The sequence below is a fragment of the Streptococcus porcinus genome, assembly GCF_900475415.1.
Taxonomy (GTDB): Bacteria; Bacillota; Bacilli; order Lactobacillales; family Streptococcaceae; genus Streptococcus; species Streptococcus porcinus.
Genome location: NZ_LS483388.1, coordinates 41176 through 62176, shown reverse-complemented (window position 1 = coordinate 62176; position 21001 = coordinate 41176). Strand labels below are relative to the sequence as shown.

Below are 21001 nucleotides of genomic sequence, written 5' to 3'. Positions count from 1 at the left end.
GAAAAAGACAGGCTCCCTTGAAGTCTAAAAACTTCAACATCAGCCTCCTATTTTCATACGGATTTTTACGTCCTTTGTACCTTAATTTTACCAAACGTATGCAATAACTTCTCCACCAACATTTTTTTGGCGAGCTTCTTTGTCAGTTAAAAGACCTTCAGAAGTTGAGATAATTGCAATTCCAAGTCCGTTAAGAACTTTAGGAACATCTTCACGTTTTGTATAAACACGAAGACCCGGTTTTGAAATACGTTTTAAGTTAGTGATAACGCGTTCGCCATTTTGACCATATTTAAGGAAAACACGAATGATTCCTTGTTTATCGTCTTCAATCACTTCAACATTTTTTACAAAACCTTCACGTTTAAGGATTTCAGCAATCCCTTTTTTGATGTTTGAAGCTGGTACTTCTAACACTTCGTGTTTAACTTGGTTTGCATTACGAATACGTGTTAAAAAGTCAGCAATTGGGTCAGTCATAACCATTTTATATTTCTCCTCTTACTAGCAGTTTGATTTCATCACTTGCTAGTTAATGTGCCCGAAGGCAAGTGATACATTGTATCAGCAGCATTCTAGTATAAATTGTACAAACAATTTACTAGTTATTTTCAAATTACCAAGAAGCTTTTACAACACCTGGAATTTGACCTTTGTAAGCCAATTCACGGAAGCAAACACGGCAAAGTTTGAACTTACGGTAAACTGAATGTGGACGTCCACATTTTTCACAGCGAGTATAAGCTTGCGTAGAGTGTTTCGCAGGACGTTTGTTTTTAGCAATCATAGATTTTTTAGCCAATTTATTTACCCCCTATTATTTTGCAAAAGGCATTCCAAGGCCTTTAAGCAATTCACGTGATTCTTCGTCAGTATTTGCAGTAGTGACGATTACGATATCAAGACCACGTACTTTATCAACATCATCGAAGTTGATTTCTGGGAAGATAAGTTGTTCTTTCACGCCAAGTGTGTAGTTACCACGACCATCAAATGATTTAGTTGGTACTCCGTGGAAATCACGAACACGAGGAAGTGAAACGCTAACTAATTTGTCTAGGAATTCGTACATACGTTCGCCACGAAGAGTAACCTTCGCACCGATCGCAACACCTTCACGAAGACGGAAGCCAGCGATTGATTTCTTAGCTTTAGTAATAAGTGGTTTTTGACCTGAAATAAGCTCTAATTCTGCAGCAGCTTTTTCAAGATTTTTTGCGTTAGAAACAGCATCACCAACACCCATGTTAAGAACAATTTTCTCAACACGTGGTACAGCCATAACTGTAGAGTAATTAAATTTCTCTGACAACGCAGGGATTACTTCGTTAGTATATTTTTCTTTTAAACGATTTGCCATTATGCTTCTCCTTTCCTTCGTGATTAATCAAGCACTTCGCCTGATTTTTTGCTGTAACGAACTTTTTTGCCGTCAACAACTTTATAACCAACACGACCAGCTACACCATTTTTGTCAAGTACTTGAACGTTTGACACGTGGATTGGTGCTTCTTTTTCAACAATAGCACCTTGAGGGTTTTCTGTGTTAGGTTTTTGGTGTTTTTTGATCATTCCAACACCTTCAACAACAACTTTGTTAACTTTTGGAAGAACTTTAAGAACTACTGCTTCAGTTCCTTTGTCCTTACCAGCAATAACGCGAACCTTGTCGCCTTTTTTTACAAACATTTGAGTTTTTCTCCTATATAATTTCTTACGCCCTAGGGGCACCCTAGGAAAACCTAGGGGACTTAGTTTGTGTAATTATTTAAAATTAAAGTACTTCCGGTGCAAGTGAAACGATCTTCATGTAGCCACCTTCACGTAATTCACGTGCGACAGGGCCAAAGATACGAGTTCCGCGAGGAGTTTTATCGTCACGGATAATTACTGCAGCGTTGTCGTCAAACTTGATGTATGAACCGTCTGGACGGCGAGCACCAGTTTTTGTACGAACGATAACTGCTTTCACAACATCACCTTTTTTAACTGCTCCTCCAGGAGTAGCTTGTTTTACAGAAGCAACGATCACGTCACCGATGTTAGCGAATTTACGTCCTGAACCACCAAGTACTTTGATAGTCAAGATTTCACGGGCACCGCTATTATCAGCAACTTTCAAGCGAGTTTCTTGTTGAATCATTTCAATTTTCTCCTTTTAGTTTGATTAGATAATAACAGCTTTTTCCAATACCTCTACAAGACGGAAACGTTTTGTAGCTGATAGTGGACGAGTTTCCATGATACGAACAATATCGCCTTCTTTAGCAAGGTTGTTTTCGTCATGTGCTTTATATTTTTTTGAATAGTTGATACGTTTACCATAGACTGGGTGGTTACGTTTTGTTTCAACTATAACAGTGATTGTTTTATCCATCTTGTCAGATACGACACGTCCAACAAGGGTTTTACGTTGATTACGTTCCATTATTAGAATTTCTCCTTTCCCAATCTATTACTTCATTTCAGTTTGCACAGTTTTAATACGTGCAATTTGCTTTTTAACTTCGTTTAAGCGAGCAGTTTGATCAAGTTGACCTGCTGCAGCTTGAAAACGAAGGTCGAAAAGTTCTTTCTTGAGTTCGTTTTCTTTTTTAGCAAGCTCTTCTTGAGACAAGCCACGAAGCTCAGCAACAAACTTTTTGATTTCTTCAAGTTTCATGTCTTCTCCTTATTCTGCTTCGCGTTTTACGAATTTAACTTTAACTGGTAATTTATGGCCAGCAAGACGGAATGCTTCACGTGCAACTTCTTCAGAAACACCAGCGATTTCGAACATCACTTTACCACGTTTAACTGGTGATACCCATCCTTCAGGTGCACCTTTACCAGAACCCATACGAACCCCGATAGCTTTAGCAGTGTAAGATTTATGAGGGAAAATTTTGATCCAAACTTTACCACCACGTTTCATATAACGAGTCATTGCGATACGAGCAGCTTCGATTTGGCGGTTTGTAATCCATGAGCTAGTTGTAGCTTGAAGACCGTATTCACCAAATGATACTTCTTTTCCACCTTTTGCTTCACCACGCATTTTCCCACGGAACTCACGACGGTGTTTAACACGTTTAGGTACTAACATTTGTTATTTGCCTCCTTTAGTGTTTTTACGAGCCGGAAGAACTTCACCACGATAGATCCAAACTTTAACACCAAGTTTACCATATGTAGTGTCTGCTTCTTCCCAAGCGTAGTCGATATCCGCACGAAGTGTGTGAAGAGGAACAGTTCCTTCTGAATATCCTTCAGCACGGGCAATATCTGCACCGTTCAAACGACCTGAAACCTGAGTTTTAATCCCTTTAGCTCCAGCACGCATTGTACGTTGGATCGCTTGTTTTTGAGCACGACGGAAAGCAACACGTTGCTCAAGTTGACGAGCAATATTTTCACCAACAAGATGAGCATCAAGATCTGGTGATTTGATTTCAATAATGTTGATATGAACTTGTTTTCCAGTTAATTTGTTAAGTTGAGCACGAAGCGTATCAACATTTGCTCCACCTTTACCGATAACCATACCTGGTTTTGCAGTATGTAATGAAACGATAACTTTATTGATAGCACGTTCAATTTCAATTGTAGAAACTGATGCTTCTGCTAATTCTTTTTGAATGAATTTACGGATTGAAAGATCTTCATGAAGGTAATCCGCGTATTCTTTTTCAGCATACCATTTTGCATCCCAGTCACGGATGATCCCGACACGCATACCAATTGGATGTACTTTTTGACCCACGATTTTACCTCCTTATTTTTCTGATACAACTACTGTTACGTGAGTTGTACGTTTATTGATTGGTGAAGCTGAACCTTTCGCACGCGGACGGAAACGTTTCATTGTAGGTCCTTCATTTGCGAATGTTTCAGATACTACCAAGTTAGCTTTTTCCAAACCAAAGTTATTCTCTGCATTAGCAATTGCTGAGTTAAGAGTTTTCTCAATAACACGAGCTGCTTTGTTTGGAGTGAATTTTAAGATTGCGATTGCGTCAGCAACGTTCTTACCACGGATAAGATCAAGTACTAAACGTGTTTTACGAGGTGAAACACGGACTGTACGAGCCATTGCTTTAGCTGAAGTAATTTCTGCCATTGTGTCCTCCTCCTATTAACGACGTGTTTTCTTGTCGTCAGCTGCGTGACCTTTGTAAGTACGAGTTGGTGCGAATTCACCAAGTTTGTGACCTACCATGTCCTCTTGAATGTAAACAGGTACATGTTTACGTCCATCATAAACTGCGATTGTATATCCGATAAAGCTTGGGAAAATCGTTGAACGACGTGACCAAGTTTTAATTACTTTTTTCTTTTCGTCATTTGCCTGAGCTTCAACTTTTTTCATCAAATGCTCATCGACGAAAGGTCCTTTTTTAAGACTACGTCCCATTTTGTAGTATTCTCCTTTAAATAATGTACCACAACGGCTTGCCACTAGTGACTACCGAGTTGGCGGAAGTGATTTAAGAATTTAGAAATCTACTATTTATCGTTACGACGACGTACGATAAGCTTGCTAGATTTTGCTTTCTTATTACGAGTTTTAAGACCAAGTGCTGGTTTGCCCCATGGTGTCATTGGTGATTTACGTCCAACTGGCGCTTTACCTTCACCACCACCGTGTGGGTGATCGTTAGGGTTCATTACAGAACCACGAACTGTTGGGCGGATTCCTTTCCAACGGTTACGTCCTGCTTTACCAATGTTAACAAGTGATTGTTGCTCATTACCAACTGAACCAATTGTTGCACGACATGTTCCAAGAATCATACGTACTTCGCCTGATTGAAGACGAACAAGCACATATTTACCTTCTTGACCCAATACTTGAGCAGAAGCTCCAGCTGCACGAACAAGTTCTCCACCTTTACCAGGTTTCATTTCGATGTTATGGATAACTGTACCAACTGGGATATTAACAAGTGGCAAAGCATTACCAACTTTAATATCAGCATCTGGACCTGAAACGATACGTTGACCTACTTCAAGACCTTTTGGTGCAATGATGTAAGCTTTAACACCATCAGTGTAGTTAACCAATGCAATATTCGCAGTGCGGTTTGGATCATACTCGATAGTTTTAACAATTGCTTCAACGCCATCTTTGTTACGTTTGAAGTCAATCACACGATAATGACGTTTGTGACCGCCACCTTGGTGACGAACAGTGATACGACCATTGTTGTTACGACCAGCTTTGTTTTTAAGAGAAACAAGCAATGATTTCTCAGGCGTGCTTGTTGTAATTTCAGCAAAATCCAAAGAAGTCATGTTACGACGGCCATTTGTCGTTGGTTTATAAACTTTAATACCCACGTTATTTCCTCCTTAGATTATTCAGCTTCTGCTGCGAACAACTCGATTGCTTTAGAATCAGCTGTAAGAGTGACGATAGCTTTTTTTGTTTTTGAAGTGAAGCCTGTGTAACGACCAACGCGTTTTGCTTTTGGTTTAACGTTGACAGTATTCACGTTAGCTACTTTAACTCCTTCAAATGCAGCTTCAATAGCTTGTTTGATAAGGAGTTTGTGCGCACGAGTATCAACTTCAAAAGTGTATTTACCTTCTTCAAGAGCATACATTGATTTTTCAGTGATAACTGGTTTTTTAATTACGTCATACAAATTCATTATGCAAGAACCTCCTCAATTGTAGAGATTGCTTCTTTAGTAACAAGAAGTTTATCGCTATTTACAATATCAAGAACACTTGCAGTTGTTGCAGTTGCAACTTTAACGTTTGGAAGGTTACGAGCAGATAATGCTGCAAATTCATTTCCTTCTTCAACGATAACAAGTACTTTTGTATCGATACTTAGCGCTGAAAGAACTTTTGCAAATTCAGCAGTTTTTGGTGCTGCAAATGAAAGGCCTTCTACAGCTACAAATTTATCTTCAGCAACTTTTGCTGAGTAAACTGATTTCAAAGCAAGGCGACGAACTTTTTGGGGAAGTTTGTATCCGTATGAGCGTGGAGTTGGTCCGAAGACAATTCCACCACCACGCCATTGTGGTGAACGGATAGAACCTTGACGAGCACGTCCAGTTCCTTTTTGACGCCATGGTTTACGACCACCACCAGATACTGCTGAACGGTTTTTAACCGCATGAGTACCTTGGCGAAGGCTAGCCCGTTGGCTGATTACAACATCAAAGACAACTGATTCGTTTGGTTCGATACCGAAGATAGCATCGTTTAATTCAACTGAACTAACTTCTTTACCAGTTTGGTCAAATAGTTTTACGTTTGCCATTTTAACTGTTTTCTCCTTTCTGATTATTTAGCAGCTTTAACTGCTGATTTGATAGTGATAAGAGATTTCTTAGCACCTGGTACATTACCCTTGATGAGGATAACGTTTTTCTCTGGAATTACTTGTACAATTTCAAGATTTTGAATTGTAACACGGTTTCCACCCATACGTCCTGCTAAGTGTTTATTTTTGAAAACACGGTTAGGCGCAACAGGTCCCATTGAACCTGGACGACGATGGTAACGAGAACCATGAGCCATAGGTCCGCGTGATTGACCGTGACGTTTGATAACACCTTGGAAACCTTTACCTTTTGAAGTACCCGTTACATCAACGACATCTCCAGCTTCAAATGTATCAACAGTGATTTCTGCACCAACTTCTAAGCCTTCAATGTTTTTGAATTCACGAATGAAGCGCTTAGGAGCTGTGTTAGCTTTTGCTACATGGCCTTTGGCAGGTTTGTTGCTCAATACTTCGCGTTTGTCATCAAAACCAACTTGTACTGCTTCATAACCATCTGTTTCAACGGTTTTAACTTGAAGCACAACGTTTGGAGTTGCTTCGATGACAGTAACAGGGATAAATTCACCTGATTCAGTGAAGATTTGAGTCATTCCCACTTTTTTCCCTAAGATTCCTTTTGTCATGAGAAAATATTTCCTTTTCTTATTTTATTTCAAAAAGTTTTTAATGAGCGTTTTTTGTGCTCAAAAAAGTTTTTTACGAGCGTTTTTTGTGCTCAGAAATCAATTTATAATTTGATTTCTACGTTAACACCACTTGGTAAGTCCAGCTTCATAAGAGCGTCCACAGTTTTTTGAGTTGGATTCACAATGTCGATAAGACGTTTGTGAGTACGCATTTCAAATTGTTCGCGAGAGTCCTTATATTTGTGAGTCGCACGAATAATTGTGTAAAGACTGCGTTCTGTTGGAAGTGGAACAGGTCCAGCTACTGTTGCACCTGTACGTGTTGCAGTTTCAACGATTTTTTCTGCCGCTGTATCAAGAGTACGGTGTTCGTACGCTTTCAAACGGATACGGATTTTTTTATTTGCCATCTTTTCTCCTCTCGTCTATTTACGATAATAGGCTAGCTCCCCGAGAAAACCAACACGTGTTGCGTGGCAATGCAACCGAGCGTGTCGCAACCTCTCGTATCATAGCTAAAGCTGTAATTTTTACAGCACCATAGTATAATAACAGATTTACCTTTGCTTTGCAAGTACTTATATAGAAAGAATAAGAAAAAGTTTCAATTTACATTGAAACTTTTTCTTTTATCATATACTCTTTTTAGAATTAACCATCTTGTCAAATTATCCAAGGCTGTTGCTAACCATACTCCTTCTAAACCAAACTTAAACTGAATTCCAAGTAAGTAGCCAACTATAATTCTAATAAGCCACATCCCAATACTTGTCGCATAAAAAGGTAACTTAGCATTTCCCAGTCCTTGCCATAAAGCTGTGTAAACCAACGTCCCTGAAGTAGCCGGTGCACTCAGTAGCGAAAAAAGAAGTACAACTTCAGCAGCCTTATAAGCCTGATGATTAACTGTAAATAAGGGGACTAATAAAGGAGTAGATAGAAAAATAAGAAAACTAAAGAGAACCATTACCAAAGTAGATAACATAAATGCATCTCTAATAAATAAGTGAATCTGATCTTCTTTTTGACTTCCTACAAGATTAGCCACCAGAATCACCGAAGCTGTCGCTACTGCCATCCCCGGCATATAGTTAAACTGACTAATGGTTTCACCTATTGCATTTCCAGCTAAGACTTCCGTTCCAAAATGAACAATAATCGTTAAAATCAGCAAATCTCCAAGACGCATCATCAAACGCTCACCAGCCGCTGGTAGTGCTAGTGAGAACATCTCCCAATCAATTTTTAGGGTCATTGACTTTATTATCTTTTTAATAGGAAGAAAACTTGCTAAAACAATAATACCAATCAGTCTAGAAAAAACCGTAGACCAAGCTACACCCATAATACCAAAGTGAAAAAGATAAATTGATAAAGAAGATAATATAGCATTTAAAATATTAGTCAAAAAACTAACGTGCATAGGTAGTTTACTCATCCCATGCACTCTTACAATGGTACCTAGACTAGTCAATAAGCCTAAACTAAGAATCATTCCCCCAACAACAGAAAGATATTTGTAACCAATTTTGACAAGGTCACCATTAGCACCAAGCAACCTAAGAGTAAAAGATCCCAGAAAAAGATTAAATAGACCTAACAAAAGGGACAGTAACAGGGTTACCATGATAGCCTTGGCCATATATTCTATTTCTTTAGTCTCGTCATTTTGACCAATACTGCGTGCCAAAAGACTAGATATAGCTGAGCTAAGAGCAATGAAAAGTGCCTGGTAAACCGTAATCACATTATTAGCCATAGCCACGCCAGAGACTGCTATTAACGAGATTTGTGCGACCAAAAAGTTATCAACAAAGCCCATCAACATTTGCAAAAGATTTTCCACCATCGCTGGCAAGGCTATCCTTAGAATCTTCTTTCTATTTAACACATTCATATAAACCAACAAGAAGCCATCTGCTTCTTAGACTCCTAAATAATTCTCAACCGCACTTTGCATATCCTTGGTTTCAACCAGTGTCTTATGTAAAATAGGTGCTTGATTAAGAGCTTTCACCGCATCTGGAATAGCAACTTTAGATATCACTTCTAATTGTTTTACAGCTTCAAAATCGTCCGATAAAGTTTGACCATTAATAGATTCGACTACCACTCTTGGAAACTTGTACGGACTGGCTGTAGACGCCAGAACTGTCGGATTAATATCTCCAGTCTCTTGATAGTAGCGTCGATAAACTGATGAAGCAACCGCTGTGTGAGGATCAATAACGTAGCCATTAGCTTCAAAAATAGTCTTAATCTCAGTTTCGGTTTCAGCTTCTGTTGCAAATCCTGCTTCAAAAATAGTTAAGATTTCCTGCTCAACAGCTTCTAAGCGATATTGACCATTAGTTACTAAGTCGTCCATCAAAGCCTTCGTTTTCTCAGCATCATTACCTAGCAGATGAAAAATCAAACGTTCCAAATTAGATGATACCAAAATATCCATTGACGGACTACTTGTTACCTTAAACTCCCGTTTCTTATCATAAACTTGGCTCTCAAAAAAATCTGTCAAGACATTATTTTCATTTGAGGCACAAATCAATTTAGCTATCGGTACCCCTATTTCTTTAGCATAATAAGCTGCTAAGATATTACCAAAGTTACCAGTTGGAACCACAATATTAATCAAATCACCATCTACAATGCTGTGCTTTTTTACCAGTTGCGCATAAGCATACACATAGTAAACCACTTGAGGAATTAAGCGCCCGATATTCATGGAGTTCGCTGAAGAGAGTTGCATCCCTTTTGCCAATAATTTCTTAGCCAAAAGAGAATCATTAAACATACGCTTAACATCTGTCTGGGCATCATCAAAATTACCATCAATAGCCACCACATGGACATTACCCCCTTTTTGGGTTGTCATCTGTAATTCTTGAATCTTGCTGACACCATTTTTAGGATAGAAAACAATAATCTCCGTTCCAGGGACATCCGCAAAACCAGCCATCGCTGCCTTACCTGTATCTCCAGAAGTTGCAGTTAAAATCACAACTTTATTTGAGACCCCCTGCTTTTTGGCCGCTATTGTTAATAAGTGTGGCAAAATTGACAAGGCCATATCTTTAAAAGCAATGGTTGAACCATGAAACAATTCCAAATTGTGATAGTCTTTAAGAGTCACAAGAGGGGCTATTTCAGTAGTGTCAAACTTTTGATTATAAGCTGCAACGATGCAATGATCTAGCTCTTCTTCTGTAAAATCATCAAAAAAGGCTGACATAACTAACTTTGCTACTTCTTGATAAGTTGCATCCTTTAGTTTGTCAAAATTCAAGTCAAGCTTCGGCATTTCTAATGGTGTAAACAAGCCTCCATCACTGGCAAGCCCGTTAAGAATAGCCTGACTAGCGCTTACACGATTATTAGCGTCACGTGTTGATTGATAAATTAATCCCATAAGTTTTCCTCATCTTTGCATGTCTTTTTGCTATTGTACCATAAATTAAAGGAATTGGGAGGGAAGCCTAATAAAAAGGAGGTTCTGTCTAGCCAACAGAGACCTCCTTTTTCAGACTAATTTACCCAGCGAGAGTCTGTACCCGCTATACCGATCCAGACAAGTGCTAAAAGGTTATAAAACCGTTCAGCCATAATCCTTACCTCCTACAATTAACTTGAAATGTCAGCTATATTATAACGCTAAGTACCTAGAACGTAAATAGAATAATAATACTTTTACAAATAAAACATGGGAAAATACCCAGAAAATAAGGAAACTGGGTATTTTGTATTACAGAAAACAAATTAAAATTTATTTGAGACGACCTGGTCTTTCACCATAACCATAATAAGCATCAGCCATAATTTCTTTCATATCAGCCACTAATGGTAAGCGTGGATTTGCTGGTGAACATTGATCTTCATAAGCAAGAAGCGCAATTTCATTTAAACTGTCCATCCACTCTTTTTCGTCAATACCTTGATCTTTAAAGTTCATCTTGATACCAACACGTTCACCCAAGTCATAAATAGCCTGAGCATAAGAAGCTACTGCTTCTTCCGGAGTTGAACATGGTAAACCTAACATACGAGCAATATCTTGATATTTTTCATCTGCTTTCCAGTAGTTATATTTTGGCCAAGTTGACGTTTTAGCTGGACGAGTACCATTGTAACGAACAACGTATGGAAGAAGGATGGCATTGGTACGACCGTGAATAGTGTGATGTACTCCTCCAATTTTATGCGCCATTGAGTGGCTCATCCCTAGGAATGCATTTGCAAAAGCCATACCAGCCATCGTTGAAGCATTATGCATTTTTTCACGAGACTCAAAGTCAGCCTCTTTAACAGAGCGTTCTAGATTTTCAAAGACAATTTTAATTGCTTGAAGTGCAAGACCATCTGTAAAGTCATTAGCTAATTGTGATACATAAGCTTCTGTTGCATGCGTCAAGACATCCATACCAGTATCTGCAGCAATAAATCCAGGAACTGTTAGTACTAATGCTGGGTCAACAATAGCAATAGTTGGTGTTAATGAGTAATCAGCAATAGGGTATTTACGGTTATTTTGCTTATCAGAGATAACGGCAAATGGTGTTACTTCTGAACCAGTACCTGAAGTTGTTGGAATAGCAATGAATTTTGTTTTCTTACCAAGTTCAGGGAATTTAAAGGCGCGTTTACGGATATCCATGAATTTTTGAACCAGATCACGGAAATCAACTTCTGGCTGCTCGTAGAATAACCACATTACCTTAGCGGCATCCATTGGTGAGCCACCACCAAGTGCAATAATCGTATCAGGTTTAAAGGTACGCATTAATTCAGTACCTTTTTGAACAGTTGAGATATCTGGATCAGGTTCAACATCTGCAAAAATTTGGTAAACAACCTTATTCCGACGAAGATCAAGTTGTTCAATAATTTTATTTAAGAAACCAAGCTCAACCATTGCATGGTCCGTTACAATCATAACACGTTCAACATCGCGTGCTTTTTGTAAATATTGAATAGAATCACGTTCGAAGTATGTTTTTGAAGGAACTTTAAACCATTGCATATTATTTCTACGTCTTCCTACTTTTTTGATATTTAAGAGGTTGATAGCACTAACATTATCACCTACTGAGTTACGTCCATATGAGCCACATCCTAAGGTTAATGATGGGATAAATGCATTATAAACGTCACCAATACCACCAAATGTTGAAGGTGAATTCCAAATGATACGCATTGCTTTCATTTCTGTTCCAAAACGCTTAGCAAGTTCTTCATCTTTAGTATGAATTGCAGCTGAGTGACCAAGCCCGTTGAATTCAACCATTTGACGAGCTTTTTTGAGACCATCTTCAGTTGAATCAGACTTAAGCACAGCAATAACTGGAGAAAGCTTTTCACGAGTTAAAGGCTCTTTAACACCAACTTCTGCACATTCAGCTGCTAAAATATTTGTTCCCTCTGGAACTTTAAAACCTGCTTGTTCAGCAATCCAAGCTGCTGGTTTCCCTACGATATCAGCATTCAATTTGGCACCAGCACAATCTTTGCTATTTGATTTAACGCCAAAACAGAATTCTTCAAGAAGGGCTTTCTCTTTTTTATTAACAAAATAAGTTTTGTATGATTTAAATTCTTCAACAAAGTTATCGTAAATTTCTTTATCGATGATAACAGCTTGTTCAGAAGCACAAACCATACCATTATCAAATGATTTAGACATAACAATATCATGTGCAGCCTGACGAATATTTGCTGATTTTTCCACATAAGCAGGAACGTTACCGGCTCCTACACCAAGTGCAGGTTTTCCGCATGAGTACGCTGCACGAACCATGGCATTACCACCAGTTGCAAGTATTGTTGCAATACCATCGTGATTCATCAAAGCTCCAGTAGCTTCCATAGATGGTTTTGTAATCCACTGGATACAGTTTTCAGGAGCACCCGCTGCAATAGCTGCATCACGGACGATTTGTGCTGCGTGAGCTGAAGACTCTTGAGCTGATGGGTGGAATCCAAAGACAATTGGATTACGAGTTTTCAAAGCAATCAGTGATTTAAAGATTGCTGTCGAAGTCGGATTTGTTGTTGGAGTAACCCCACAGATAACCCCTACCGGTTCAGCAATTAAGGTTAAACCAGTAGTATCATCTTCTTCAATAATTCCAACTGTTTTGGTATGACGCATATTATTAACAACATGCTCACAAGCAAACAAGTTTTTAGTTGCTTTATCTTCAAAAACACCTCGGCCAGTTTCTTCAAAAGCGTGCATTGCAAGAATTCCGTGAGCGTCAAGGGCTGCAACAGAAGCTTTAGCTACGATATAGTCCACCTGCTCTTGATTGAGTTTTCTAAATTCATTTAAAGCGACAAGCCCTTTTTGAACCAACTCATCAACATGCTTTTGTGCCTCTTCAAGCTTTTGTTCAGGTGTTAATTTTGTTTCAACCATCATATTCTCCTCTTAATGATACAACTTGTTAAAAGTTTCACAATTTATTTACAAGAATTATTATACCACAAAAAATAAGTTTGTAAATAGTTTCACAATAAATTTGTGAATTTTTTTTCAAACTTTTCCTGTAAAAAAATAAGACCTTAATAGGCCTTATTTTGCATGCAATTTAGCTGCTTTTTCTACTGTGTTTTTTATTGTAGTAACGTATAATTCAGCACCTTTTGTGTCGGTATTACTATAATGAACACCATCTGTTCCCACCCAAATATCTGGATTAGCAACAGCTTCTTTATACCAATCAGCAACGGTAACATAAGAATACTTCTTAGCTAAAGTAAGCTCGTAATTACGAACTTCAGCAACTTGCGTTAAATTATTAGCATTATATGGTGAGACAATTACTAAACGACTTCCTTTAGGGAGATCCTTAATAAAAGCTTGTAAATCAGATTTGTAATTATCTAAAGAGTTTACTCCAACAGCTAAAACAGTTGTTTTGGACAAAGAGCGACTCTTAATACGATTATCAAGAATTTCATACGCCTGCGAGAAATTACGACTAACGGCAGCATCTAACTGCGCTGCTGGCATAATTTTAGTGAAAGCCGATTGCGACCTTAGAGCAACAGAGTCCCCAATGATACTAATATCACTTAAAGCATTTGCATCCCCTGCTGCCAAAGTATGCGTTCGGTTCATACTACTTTGACTCTGCTGTAGACCACCAACTAATAAATCCGTTTCAAATTTACCGACTGTAGGTGCCATCATACTTCGACCTAAAGTAACTAATAACAAAGCTAACGCTCCTAGCGCAAACCATTTTACATAAGGCTTCAAATCTAGTTTTAAGCCAAAAAGATTTGGCGTTTTTCCAGCAATTAATGGTTCTACTACATAATATGATAAAGAGGCAAATAAGAAAGAAAAGAAAGTGGTCAAGCTAACAGCTAGCCAATTAGACATCAATTGCGTAAAAATGATATAGAAAGGCCAATGAAAAAGGTAGACGCCATAGCTAACATCAGCAATATAGGTAACGACTTTAGGTTCCTCAACATCAGGAGTTTGATCATTTAAGACCCTTGCAGCATAAATCATAACTGCCGTAAAAAGACTAGCCAGTATGAAACCAAAAAGATAAGTGATAATGTGGTTAAAGTTCAAAGATAAGGTTAAAAGAAAGAGCAGAACAAAAGCACCTGCCATAACACCAATCACATATTTCCTAGGCCATAGCCGAACATTTTTTTGGAAACGAATTGTTGTATCCTTAATTCCTGAAATCGTCGCAAACATGGAACCAATAAAGAATGGGAAAATATGAGCTATACTTGAAAAATAAATTAAAGAAAAGTTATTGACGAAGAATGCTCTGGCAAACATCGTTACAAAACTAATTAAAAAGAAGGCAGCGGAAACTGCAAAAAGCAAACCACGAAACTGCTTATCCTGATTTTTTTGCTTTCCTAAGTACCACACCAACAAGCCCCACAAAAGATAGAAATGAACTTCAATTGCTAGGCTCCAAGTATGAACAAAAAGATGAGGTATAAATTGACTCTCGTAACTACTTCCCGTCCAAATTTCATAAAGATTAGTTGTGAATCCAAGCGTAGCGGCTATTTGATGACCAATACTTGCCACAAAATCTGATTTAACTAAAAAAGTAAATGGCATTACCAAAAGAACCATAAGTACTAAAGGAGGCACGATTCGATAAAAACGCCGGCGGTAAAAACCTATTAAATCAATTTTATTATTCTTAGAATATTCATCAATTAAAAGTGCCGTAATCAGAAAACCAGAAAAGGTAAAGAAGATATCAACACCGATAAAGCCCCCAGGAAAACTATTCTTAAAGAAGTGGTAGAGTAAAACAAGAAGTAGTCCTGTTACCCTAATAAAAGAAAACCATTTTATTCTCATTTTTGATAAATCCCCTGTTTAAAGGTCCCTTTATAAACCTTACTATTTTTTGCTTTTAAAATACCTTTACCATCAGCTTGACCATTTTTAAAATGACCACTATATGACCAGCCGCTACTTGCTTTGTAAGTGCCCAGTCCACCAAACTGACCATCACGAAATTCCCCACTATAAATATCTCCGTTACCATAAGTCAATTGTCCTTTACCATTCATCCGATGGTTAAGGACATATCCTGTATACTTAATTCTTCCATGATCATAAGTCAGGGCCACTTTAGCGCGATGGTGTAAGGCGAAGACTGACAGTCCACAAACCACTAAAATAATAACCGTAATAATCTCTAATTTTGCTCTCGTAATAGTTAACTCTTGAACGAACGTCTTTATTTTTTCCATGACTAATCTCAACTCATATCTTTGTTATATTTTATTGTGTCAAGCCATTCTTGACACCCCTTTAGCACTAAACGATAAGTTTCTTCAAAATCGCCCGTATACCAGGGATCTGGCACTCCTTCGTGATTAAAAAGAAAAATTTTATCATCCCATTGCCCTTCAGACAGTTTTCGCAAATCGGCAACATTATTCTGGTCCATTCCTATAATGTAATCAAAGGTTGCCAGATCTTCTTTTGTTACCTGCTGAGACTTTTTTTAGAATTATAAGGGATAGCATAGCTTTTCAGAATGTTCTGCGTTCCAGGATGAATAGGATTTCCATGCTCCCAATTAGAAGTACCTCGACTTTCAATAATCAACCCATCTTCCTCAACCAGAGATTTCATTACAAATTCTGCCATTGTGCTTCTGCAAATATTTCCTAAGCAAACAAAACATACCTTTTCCATGTGAAAACACCTCCATTTTATTATAACAAAATATCATCAAAGCACAGAAAAAACCAATTATTATTTTCAATTTTTTCAAAAAAATCTCCTTTCTTACTATTCTATTATTATCATACTTTTTAAAACTTTTATAAGATTACTGATGATTTAATCCTGTAAAACTCACTAAATTATAACCTATCACTCCAACCTTTAAGTTTTCTTATTCTAAAAATAAGTTTAATTTGACGCTCACTATAGCACAAAAAAACCTTAACCCAGGGTTAAGGAATCTCCTATTTTTCGTTGTAAGGATAATGGAGATGTTGATAGGCTTTTTGTGTTGCTACTCGCCCCGTACGTGTCCGCACAATGAAACCTTTTTGAATGAGATAGGGCTCGTACATATCCTCTACTGTATCCCGTTCTTCAGCAATATTAACAGACAAAGTTCCCAATCCAACTGGCCCACCATTATACATCTCAATCATGGTACGTAGAATTTTTTGATCAACATAATCTAATCCTTCGTGATCAACATCCAACATTTCTAGAGCTTTATCAGTAATATCTTTAGTAATGATTCCATTTCCCATAATTTGTGCATAATCTCGAACACGTTTCAAAAGTCTATTAGCAATACGGGGGGTACCTCGACTACGTCGAGCAAGCTCATGAGCAGCTTCTTGAACAATTTCCATATCAAAAATATCCGAGGTCCGTTCTATAATTTCAGTCAAATCATCAACTTGATAATATTCCATATGGCCAGTAATACCAAAGCGTGCTCTTAATGGATTTGACAACATTCCGGCACGTGTAGTTGCCCCAATCAAAGTAAACGGCGGTAATTCTAGATGGACACTTCGACTGGTATCTCCAGCACCAATCATAATATCAATATAAAAATCTTCCATGGCACTATAAAGTACCTCTTCAACAGCCATCGGAATTCGATGTATCTCATCAATAAACAGAACATCCCCCGGTTCTAAATCATTCAAAATAGCTACCAAATCACCAGATTTTTCAATAGCTGGCCCCGAAGTTTGCTTAAGGTTAACACCGAGCTCATTTGCAATAACAAATGCCATAGTCGTTTTTCCTAAGCCTGGAGGACCAAAAAGTAGAACATGATCTAAAGACTCATCCCGCATCTTTGCAGCTTCAATAAAAATATTAAGCTGATCCTTTACCTTATCTTGTCCAATATATTCTCTTAAAAATTGTGGGCGCAAAGTACGTTCAACAAGCTCCTCATCACCCATCACATCATTATCCAAAATTCTAGTCATACTAGTATTATATCACAAAGACTTGCACCATTCATCCGATATGCCACCAATCTTTATCCGTCATAGTTAATGCTGCACTAGCCAAAAAGAGACCTACTAACAGTAATGTATATTTGTGTTTTTTAAGCATAAAATTCCTCCTTCTTAGTTTTTTGCTATTATACTTCGATTAAGCAGAAAAAAACATGACATCCATGTCATGTTACGATTGATTATCTAATTCCCAACTTGTTTTTAAACGATTAACAAGGTAATTATCGGTTAGTGTTCGTGCAAATATTAGAGATTGACGGTAATAATAATAAGCCTTTTGAGAGTCTTTCATATAAAATAAAGTGTATTTCCATTCGTACATGTAATAAATAGGCATACGCTGAAAGTCTTGGGTAATTGTCATAATCCGCCGACAGACATTCAGAAGTATTCTTGTTTTCTGATATTCTTTAATACTAATTCCCACAGCGATGGAGGTGAGAAGAACATTATTGAGTAAAAAGAGATCTTTTAATTCTAACTTATCTTCCAAAAGAACTAATTTATTGGTGAAACAATCAAAATTTCCCTTATCGAACAATTCTTCCTTAAAGTTTGAAACCATACCACAAGTCAGGTAAAGATCTATCAAAAAAATATCATTTAAAGCATAACTCTTTTTCTTACGAATTTGGCTAATATACTCACGGAGTAATTCTTTACCATAATTAGTGTCACCACTTTGGTAGACATCAAACCGAGACTGTAATAAATCAATGATTAGCTGCTCTTCTTCAGGCAATGTCGCATAATAATCTTCAAATATTTCATCAAATTGAGCTTCGCGATCCACCAAATTTTGACCATTCATGTAGGTTGGCCGCCTAAGAATCAGATATTTAAGCTCCTTATAACGTTTTGGTAAAACCAAGCACTCTGGATTGATAAGTTCAACGACAGGTAATTCTAATTTTTTTGCAATAAATAAGACTTTGGCTAAACTAGGAATAGATTGACCTTTTTCGATACGAGCCAGCTGTCGAATCGATAATTCTGACTCATCTCCACAAATAGTTTCACGAGTCAGACTCTTATCCAACCTCAATTTTTGAATCTTTTTCCCAAGTTTTTTCATCCTTTTTCTTGCTCCTTAACGCTCTTTTAATCAATTATAACACTTTTGACATTTTTTGTTAATCTTAAAAAGAAATAAAAAAACAAGGTCCAAACCTTATTTTTTATAATCCCAGTCTATTGAAGATATCATCAACTCGTTTAGTATAGTAAACAGGATTGAAAAGCTCATCAATTTCTTCTTGCGTTAAACGAGAAGTTACTTCTTCATCTGCTTCTAAGAGAGGTTTAAAGTCCACTTGGTTGTCCCACGAATAGGCTGTTTTAGGCTGTACCAAATCATAAGCCCCTTCGCGAGTCATACCTTTTTCAATCAGTTTCAACATCACTCTTTGACTAAAGATAAGACCAAAGGTGGAACCCATATTACGGATCATATTTTCAGGAAAAACTGTTAAATTTTTAACAATATTGCCGAAGCGATTAAGCATGTAGTTGATTAAAATTGTTGTGTCAGGTGTAATAATCCGTTCTGCAGATGAGTGTGAAATGTCGCGTTCATGCCATAAAGCAACATTTTCATAAGCTGTTACCATATGACCGCGGATAACACGGGCTAAACCAGTCATATTTTCAGAACCGATAGGGTTACGTTTATGTGGCATAGCTGAGCTTCCTTTTTGCCCTTTAGCAAAGTATTCTTCCACTTCACGTTGTTCAGATTTTTGCAAACCTCGGATTTCAGTTGCCATGCGTTCAATAGAGGTTGCGATGCTTGCTAGAACCGCAAAGTATTCGGCATGTAAATCACGAGGTAGGACCTGTGTAGAAATTTTTTGGGGGCGGATGCCAAGTTTACCGCAAACATATTCTTCCACAAATGGTGGGATATTGGCAAAATTGCCTACCGCGCCAGAGATTTTACCAGCCTCAACCCCAGCAGCAGCACGTTCGAAACGCTCTTGATTACGTTTCATCTCGCTGTACCAAGTTGCCAACTTAAGACCAAAAGTCGTCGGTTCCGCATGAACACCGTGAGTACGACCCATCATGATCGTCATCTTGTGCTCACGCGCCTTATCAGCCACGATTTGCGTAAAGTTCTCAAGGTCGCGACGAATAATATCATTAGCCTGTTTGTAGAGGTAACCATAAGCCGTATCAACAACGTCTGTTGAAGTCAAGCCATAGTGAACCCACTTACGCTCATCACCAAGCGTTTCTGAAACCGCACGGGTAAAAGCTACCACATCATGACGTGTTTCTTTCTCAATTTCAAGGATACGATTCACATCAAAATCAGCATTAGCACGAATCTTAGCCACATCCTCTTTAGGAATTTCGCCAAGCTCAGCCCAGGCCTCGTCTGCTAAAATCTCTACCTCTAACCAAGCTCTATATTTATTTTCTTCACTCCAAATAGTCGCCATCTCAGGGCGTGAATAACGTTCTAACATAAATTATGATACAGAGGGCGTCAAAAACGAAAGAAAAATAGGAAACTAACGCAGTGTGCTTGCACACAAGATAGTTTATCTTTTTTCTGAAGCTTTTAGAACGAGTTCAAATACTCGGAACCCCCTCACTCCTTTCATTTTCTCTGATCGAAGGAAAAACAAGCTCGTATTCAATTAAGTAAATACGCTTTTCCTGGCTTTCATCCAATTTTTACTTTCATTAAAAAACTTCCTTATTAGCAACTTTCAAAGGAAGCATATTAATTCCAAAAATTTCTTAGTTTCTTCTAGAGTAGCCCTAAAAGTTGCCACACGACCCATTTGTCAACATGTTTATCTCTAGTTTACCATAAAAATAGAGATAAGTGCTAGGCTTATTTTGAATCTAGATTAAGACTATACCTCGAACTTTCTTAATGAAGAAATAAAATATCTTCTACTTATTATTTCATTATAATATTATTTAATACCCTAACTACTATAGATTACTAATTGAATGGTTGCACCAACCTTTTTTCATATTTTTATTCTCCTTGGTCACCTGAGTTTTTTTGTATACGGATAAAAGGGTAAGACCGAAAAAATTATTAAAAAGTTAAAAGTGGGAATGATTGCATCTTGATAAGAATGGCAAGTTATGAAAACCTTTTGTAATATAATTACATATAGACATAACTGAAAAATCTTCATTATACTTCCTTTTGTCAGGTTGAAAAAAGAAAAGCATTAAAAGAACCTGAATAGGCTAATCAATTGATAAAGATTCTGATAATTAAAACCATAGATAGTGATCCCACACATAATAAAAGTCATGAAACAAGCATATACTGTAATTTCTTTTACCGTGGAAACCTACTATTTTTCCCTCACTTTCTTTCCTATAACCGTATTATAATAAGCTCTAAATACTTACTCAACTTCCTAAGTATTTGAATGCCGTCCCTTTTCTAAATTTCTCCTTGATTACGAATAATTAAAAGAAGAATAAATCATTCAGACATTTTTGCTATTTCAGCTTGTACAAATTTTTGGTATGATGACTTTAAAGTACCTATAGAAAAGAGGAATGAACACCTAATGAGTTCACAATCTCCTAAATCATTATTTTATCTCTGTCT

General features: G+C 37.5%; 25 protein-coding genes and 1 pseudogene. All 26 read right to left on the bottom strand.

The genetic code is table 11. The features are described 5' to 3' along the window. Window positions 1-87: 87 nt before the first annotated feature. The 26 genes and pseudogenes from rpsH to purB all read right to left on the bottom strand — a co-directional run bounded on the left by rpsH (window position 88) and on the right by purB (window position 19883). Window positions 88-486, bottom strand: a complete 399-nt coding sequence (gene rpsH, locus DQM45_RS00420; protein ID WP_003085849.1) for a 30S ribosomal protein S8 — start codon at window positions 484-486, stop codon at window positions 88-90. Window positions 487-616: 130 nt separating this feature from the next. Beyond that, entirely contained in the window at window positions 617-802 is a 186-nt protein-coding gene (locus DQM45_RS00415; protein ID WP_002987746.1) for a type Z 30S ribosomal protein S14, read from the bottom strand. A gap of 15 nt (window positions 803-817) precedes the next feature. After that, the gene (rplE, locus tag DQM45_RS00410; RefSeq protein WP_003082717.1) at window positions 818-1360 is read right to left on the bottom strand and encodes a 50S ribosomal protein L5; all 543 of its coding nucleotides are present in this window, start codon (window positions 1358-1360) and stop codon (window positions 818-820) included. A gap of 23 nt (window positions 1361-1383) precedes the next feature. Next, window positions 1384-1689 (bottom strand): 50S ribosomal protein L24, encoded by a 306-nt coding sequence (gene rplX, locus DQM45_RS00405; protein WP_003085307.1) that lies wholly within the window; start codon window positions 1687-1689, stop codon window positions 1384-1386. Window positions 1690-1774: 85 nt separating this feature from the next. After that, entirely contained in the window at window positions 1775-2143 is a 369-nt protein-coding gene (gene rplN, locus DQM45_RS00400; RefSeq protein ID WP_000615920.1) for a 50S ribosomal protein L14, read from the bottom strand. A gap of 24 nt (window positions 2144-2167) precedes the next feature. After that, on the bottom strand, window positions 2168-2428 hold the full coding sequence (gene rpsQ, locus DQM45_RS00395; RefSeq protein WP_003085717.1) for a 30S ribosomal protein S17: 261 nt from the start codon (window positions 2426-2428) through the stop codon (window positions 2168-2170). 27 nt (window positions 2429-2455) lie between these two features. Then, on the bottom strand, window positions 2456-2662 hold the full coding sequence (rpmC, locus tag DQM45_RS00390; RefSeq protein WP_003084036.1) for a 50S ribosomal protein L29: 207 nt from the start codon (window positions 2660-2662) through the stop codon (window positions 2456-2458). A 9-nt stretch (window positions 2663-2671) separates the two neighbouring features. Next, window positions 2672-3085: a 50S ribosomal protein L16 gene (gene rplP, locus DQM45_RS00385; RefSeq protein ID WP_003086024.1), complete on the bottom strand. Its 414-nt coding sequence runs from the start codon at window positions 3083-3085 to the stop codon at window positions 2672-2674. A 3-nt stretch (window positions 3086-3088) separates the two neighbouring features. Next, the gene (rpsC, locus tag DQM45_RS00380) at window positions 3089-3742 is read right to left on the bottom strand and encodes a 30S ribosomal protein S3 (protein ID WP_003084368.1); all 654 of its coding nucleotides are present in this window, start codon (window positions 3740-3742) and stop codon (window positions 3089-3091) included. 12 nt (window positions 3743-3754) lie between these two features. Then, window positions 3755-4099, bottom strand: a complete 345-nt coding sequence (rplV, locus tag DQM45_RS00375) for a 50S ribosomal protein L22 (RefSeq protein ID WP_000818141.1) — start codon at window positions 4097-4099, stop codon at window positions 3755-3757. Window positions 4100-4114: 15 nt separating this feature from the next. Next, window positions 4115-4393 carry a 30S ribosomal protein S19 gene (gene rpsS, locus DQM45_RS00370; RefSeq protein ID WP_000533765.1) on the bottom strand — a complete coding sequence of 93 codons (279 nt, stop codon included), beginning with the start codon at window positions 4391-4393 and terminating at the stop codon, window positions 4115-4117. Window positions 4394-4485: 92 nt separating this feature from the next. After that, window positions 4486-5319, bottom strand: coding sequence for a 50S ribosomal protein L2 (gene rplB, locus DQM45_RS00365; RefSeq protein WP_003085919.1), 834 nt, complete (start codon window positions 5317-5319; stop codon window positions 4486-4488). A 17-nt stretch (window positions 5320-5336) separates the two neighbouring features. After that, on the bottom strand, window positions 5337-5633 hold the full coding sequence (locus DQM45_RS00360; protein ID WP_003083435.1) for a 50S ribosomal protein L23: 297 nt from the start codon (window positions 5631-5633) through the stop codon (window positions 5337-5339). Beyond that, complete coding sequence (gene rplD / locus DQM45_RS00355) at window positions 5633-6256, bottom strand: 50S ribosomal protein L4 (protein ID WP_003085489.1); 624 nt, start codon at window positions 6254-6256, stop codon at window positions 5633-5635. The genes DQM45_RS00360 and rplD overlap by 1 nt, the downstream gene beginning before the upstream one ends. 23 nt (window positions 6257-6279) lie before the next feature. Beyond that, window positions 6280-6906, bottom strand: a complete 627-nt coding sequence (rplC, locus tag DQM45_RS00350) for a 50S ribosomal protein L3 (protein WP_003084890.1) — start codon at window positions 6904-6906, stop codon at window positions 6280-6282. Window positions 6907-7010: 104 nt separating this feature from the next. After that, entirely contained in the window at window positions 7011-7319 is a 309-nt protein-coding gene (gene rpsJ, locus DQM45_RS00345) for a 30S ribosomal protein S10 (protein WP_003046044.1), read from the bottom strand. Window positions 7320-7513: 194 nt separating this feature from the next. After that, window positions 7514-8806 (bottom strand): MATE family efflux transporter, encoded by a 1293-nt coding sequence (locus tag DQM45_RS00340; protein ID WP_039984723.1) that lies wholly within the window; start codon window positions 8804-8806, stop codon window positions 7514-7516. Window positions 8807-8833: 27 nt separating this feature from the next. Then, a complete protein-coding gene (gene thrC, locus DQM45_RS00335; protein WP_003083944.1) occupies window positions 8834-10318 on the bottom strand; it encodes a threonine synthase in 1485 nt (494 codons plus the stop codon). A gap of 354 nt (window positions 10319-10672) precedes the next feature. After that, window positions 10673-13321 (bottom strand): bifunctional acetaldehyde-CoA/alcohol dehydrogenase, encoded by a 2649-nt coding sequence (adhE, locus tag DQM45_RS00330; RefSeq protein ID WP_003084402.1) that lies wholly within the window; start codon window positions 13319-13321, stop codon window positions 10673-10675. A 156-nt stretch (window positions 13322-13477) separates the two neighbouring features. Next, window positions 13478-15256 carry an acyltransferase family protein gene (locus DQM45_RS00325; protein WP_003083437.1) on the bottom strand — a complete coding sequence of 593 codons (1779 nt, stop codon included), beginning with the start codon at window positions 15254-15256 and terminating at the stop codon, window positions 13478-13480. Beyond that, window positions 15253-15654: an MORN repeat-containing protein gene (locus DQM45_RS00320; protein ID WP_003083154.1), complete on the bottom strand. Its 402-nt coding sequence runs from the start codon at window positions 15652-15654 to the stop codon at window positions 15253-15255. The genes DQM45_RS00325 and DQM45_RS00320 overlap by 4 nt, the downstream gene beginning before the upstream one ends. Window positions 15655-15662: 8 nt before the next feature. Further along, window positions 15663-16105, bottom strand: a pseudogene (locus DQM45_RS00315) (low molecular weight protein-tyrosine-phosphatase). Window positions 16106-16380: 275 nt separating this feature from the next. Beyond that, window positions 16381-17379: a Holliday junction branch migration DNA helicase RuvB gene (gene ruvB, locus DQM45_RS00310; protein WP_003085189.1), complete on the bottom strand. Its 999-nt coding sequence runs from the start codon at window positions 17377-17379 to the stop codon at window positions 16381-16383. 31 nt (window positions 17380-17410) lie between these two features. Next, entirely contained in the window at window positions 17411-17509 is a 99-nt protein-coding gene (locus DQM45_RS10205; protein WP_198920371.1) for a quorum-sensing system DWW-type pheromone, read from the bottom strand. Between the two features lie 72 nt (window positions 17510-17581). Beyond that, window positions 17582-18487, bottom strand: coding sequence for a helix-turn-helix transcriptional regulator (locus DQM45_RS00305; RefSeq protein ID WP_003083020.1), 906 nt, complete (start codon window positions 18485-18487; stop codon window positions 17582-17584). A gap of 103 nt (window positions 18488-18590) precedes the next feature. Continuing rightward, window positions 18591-19883, bottom strand: a complete 1293-nt coding sequence (gene purB, locus DQM45_RS00300; RefSeq protein WP_003084697.1) for an adenylosuccinate lyase — start codon at window positions 19881-19883, stop codon at window positions 18591-18593. Between the last annotated feature and the right edge of the window lie 1118 nt (window positions 19884-21001).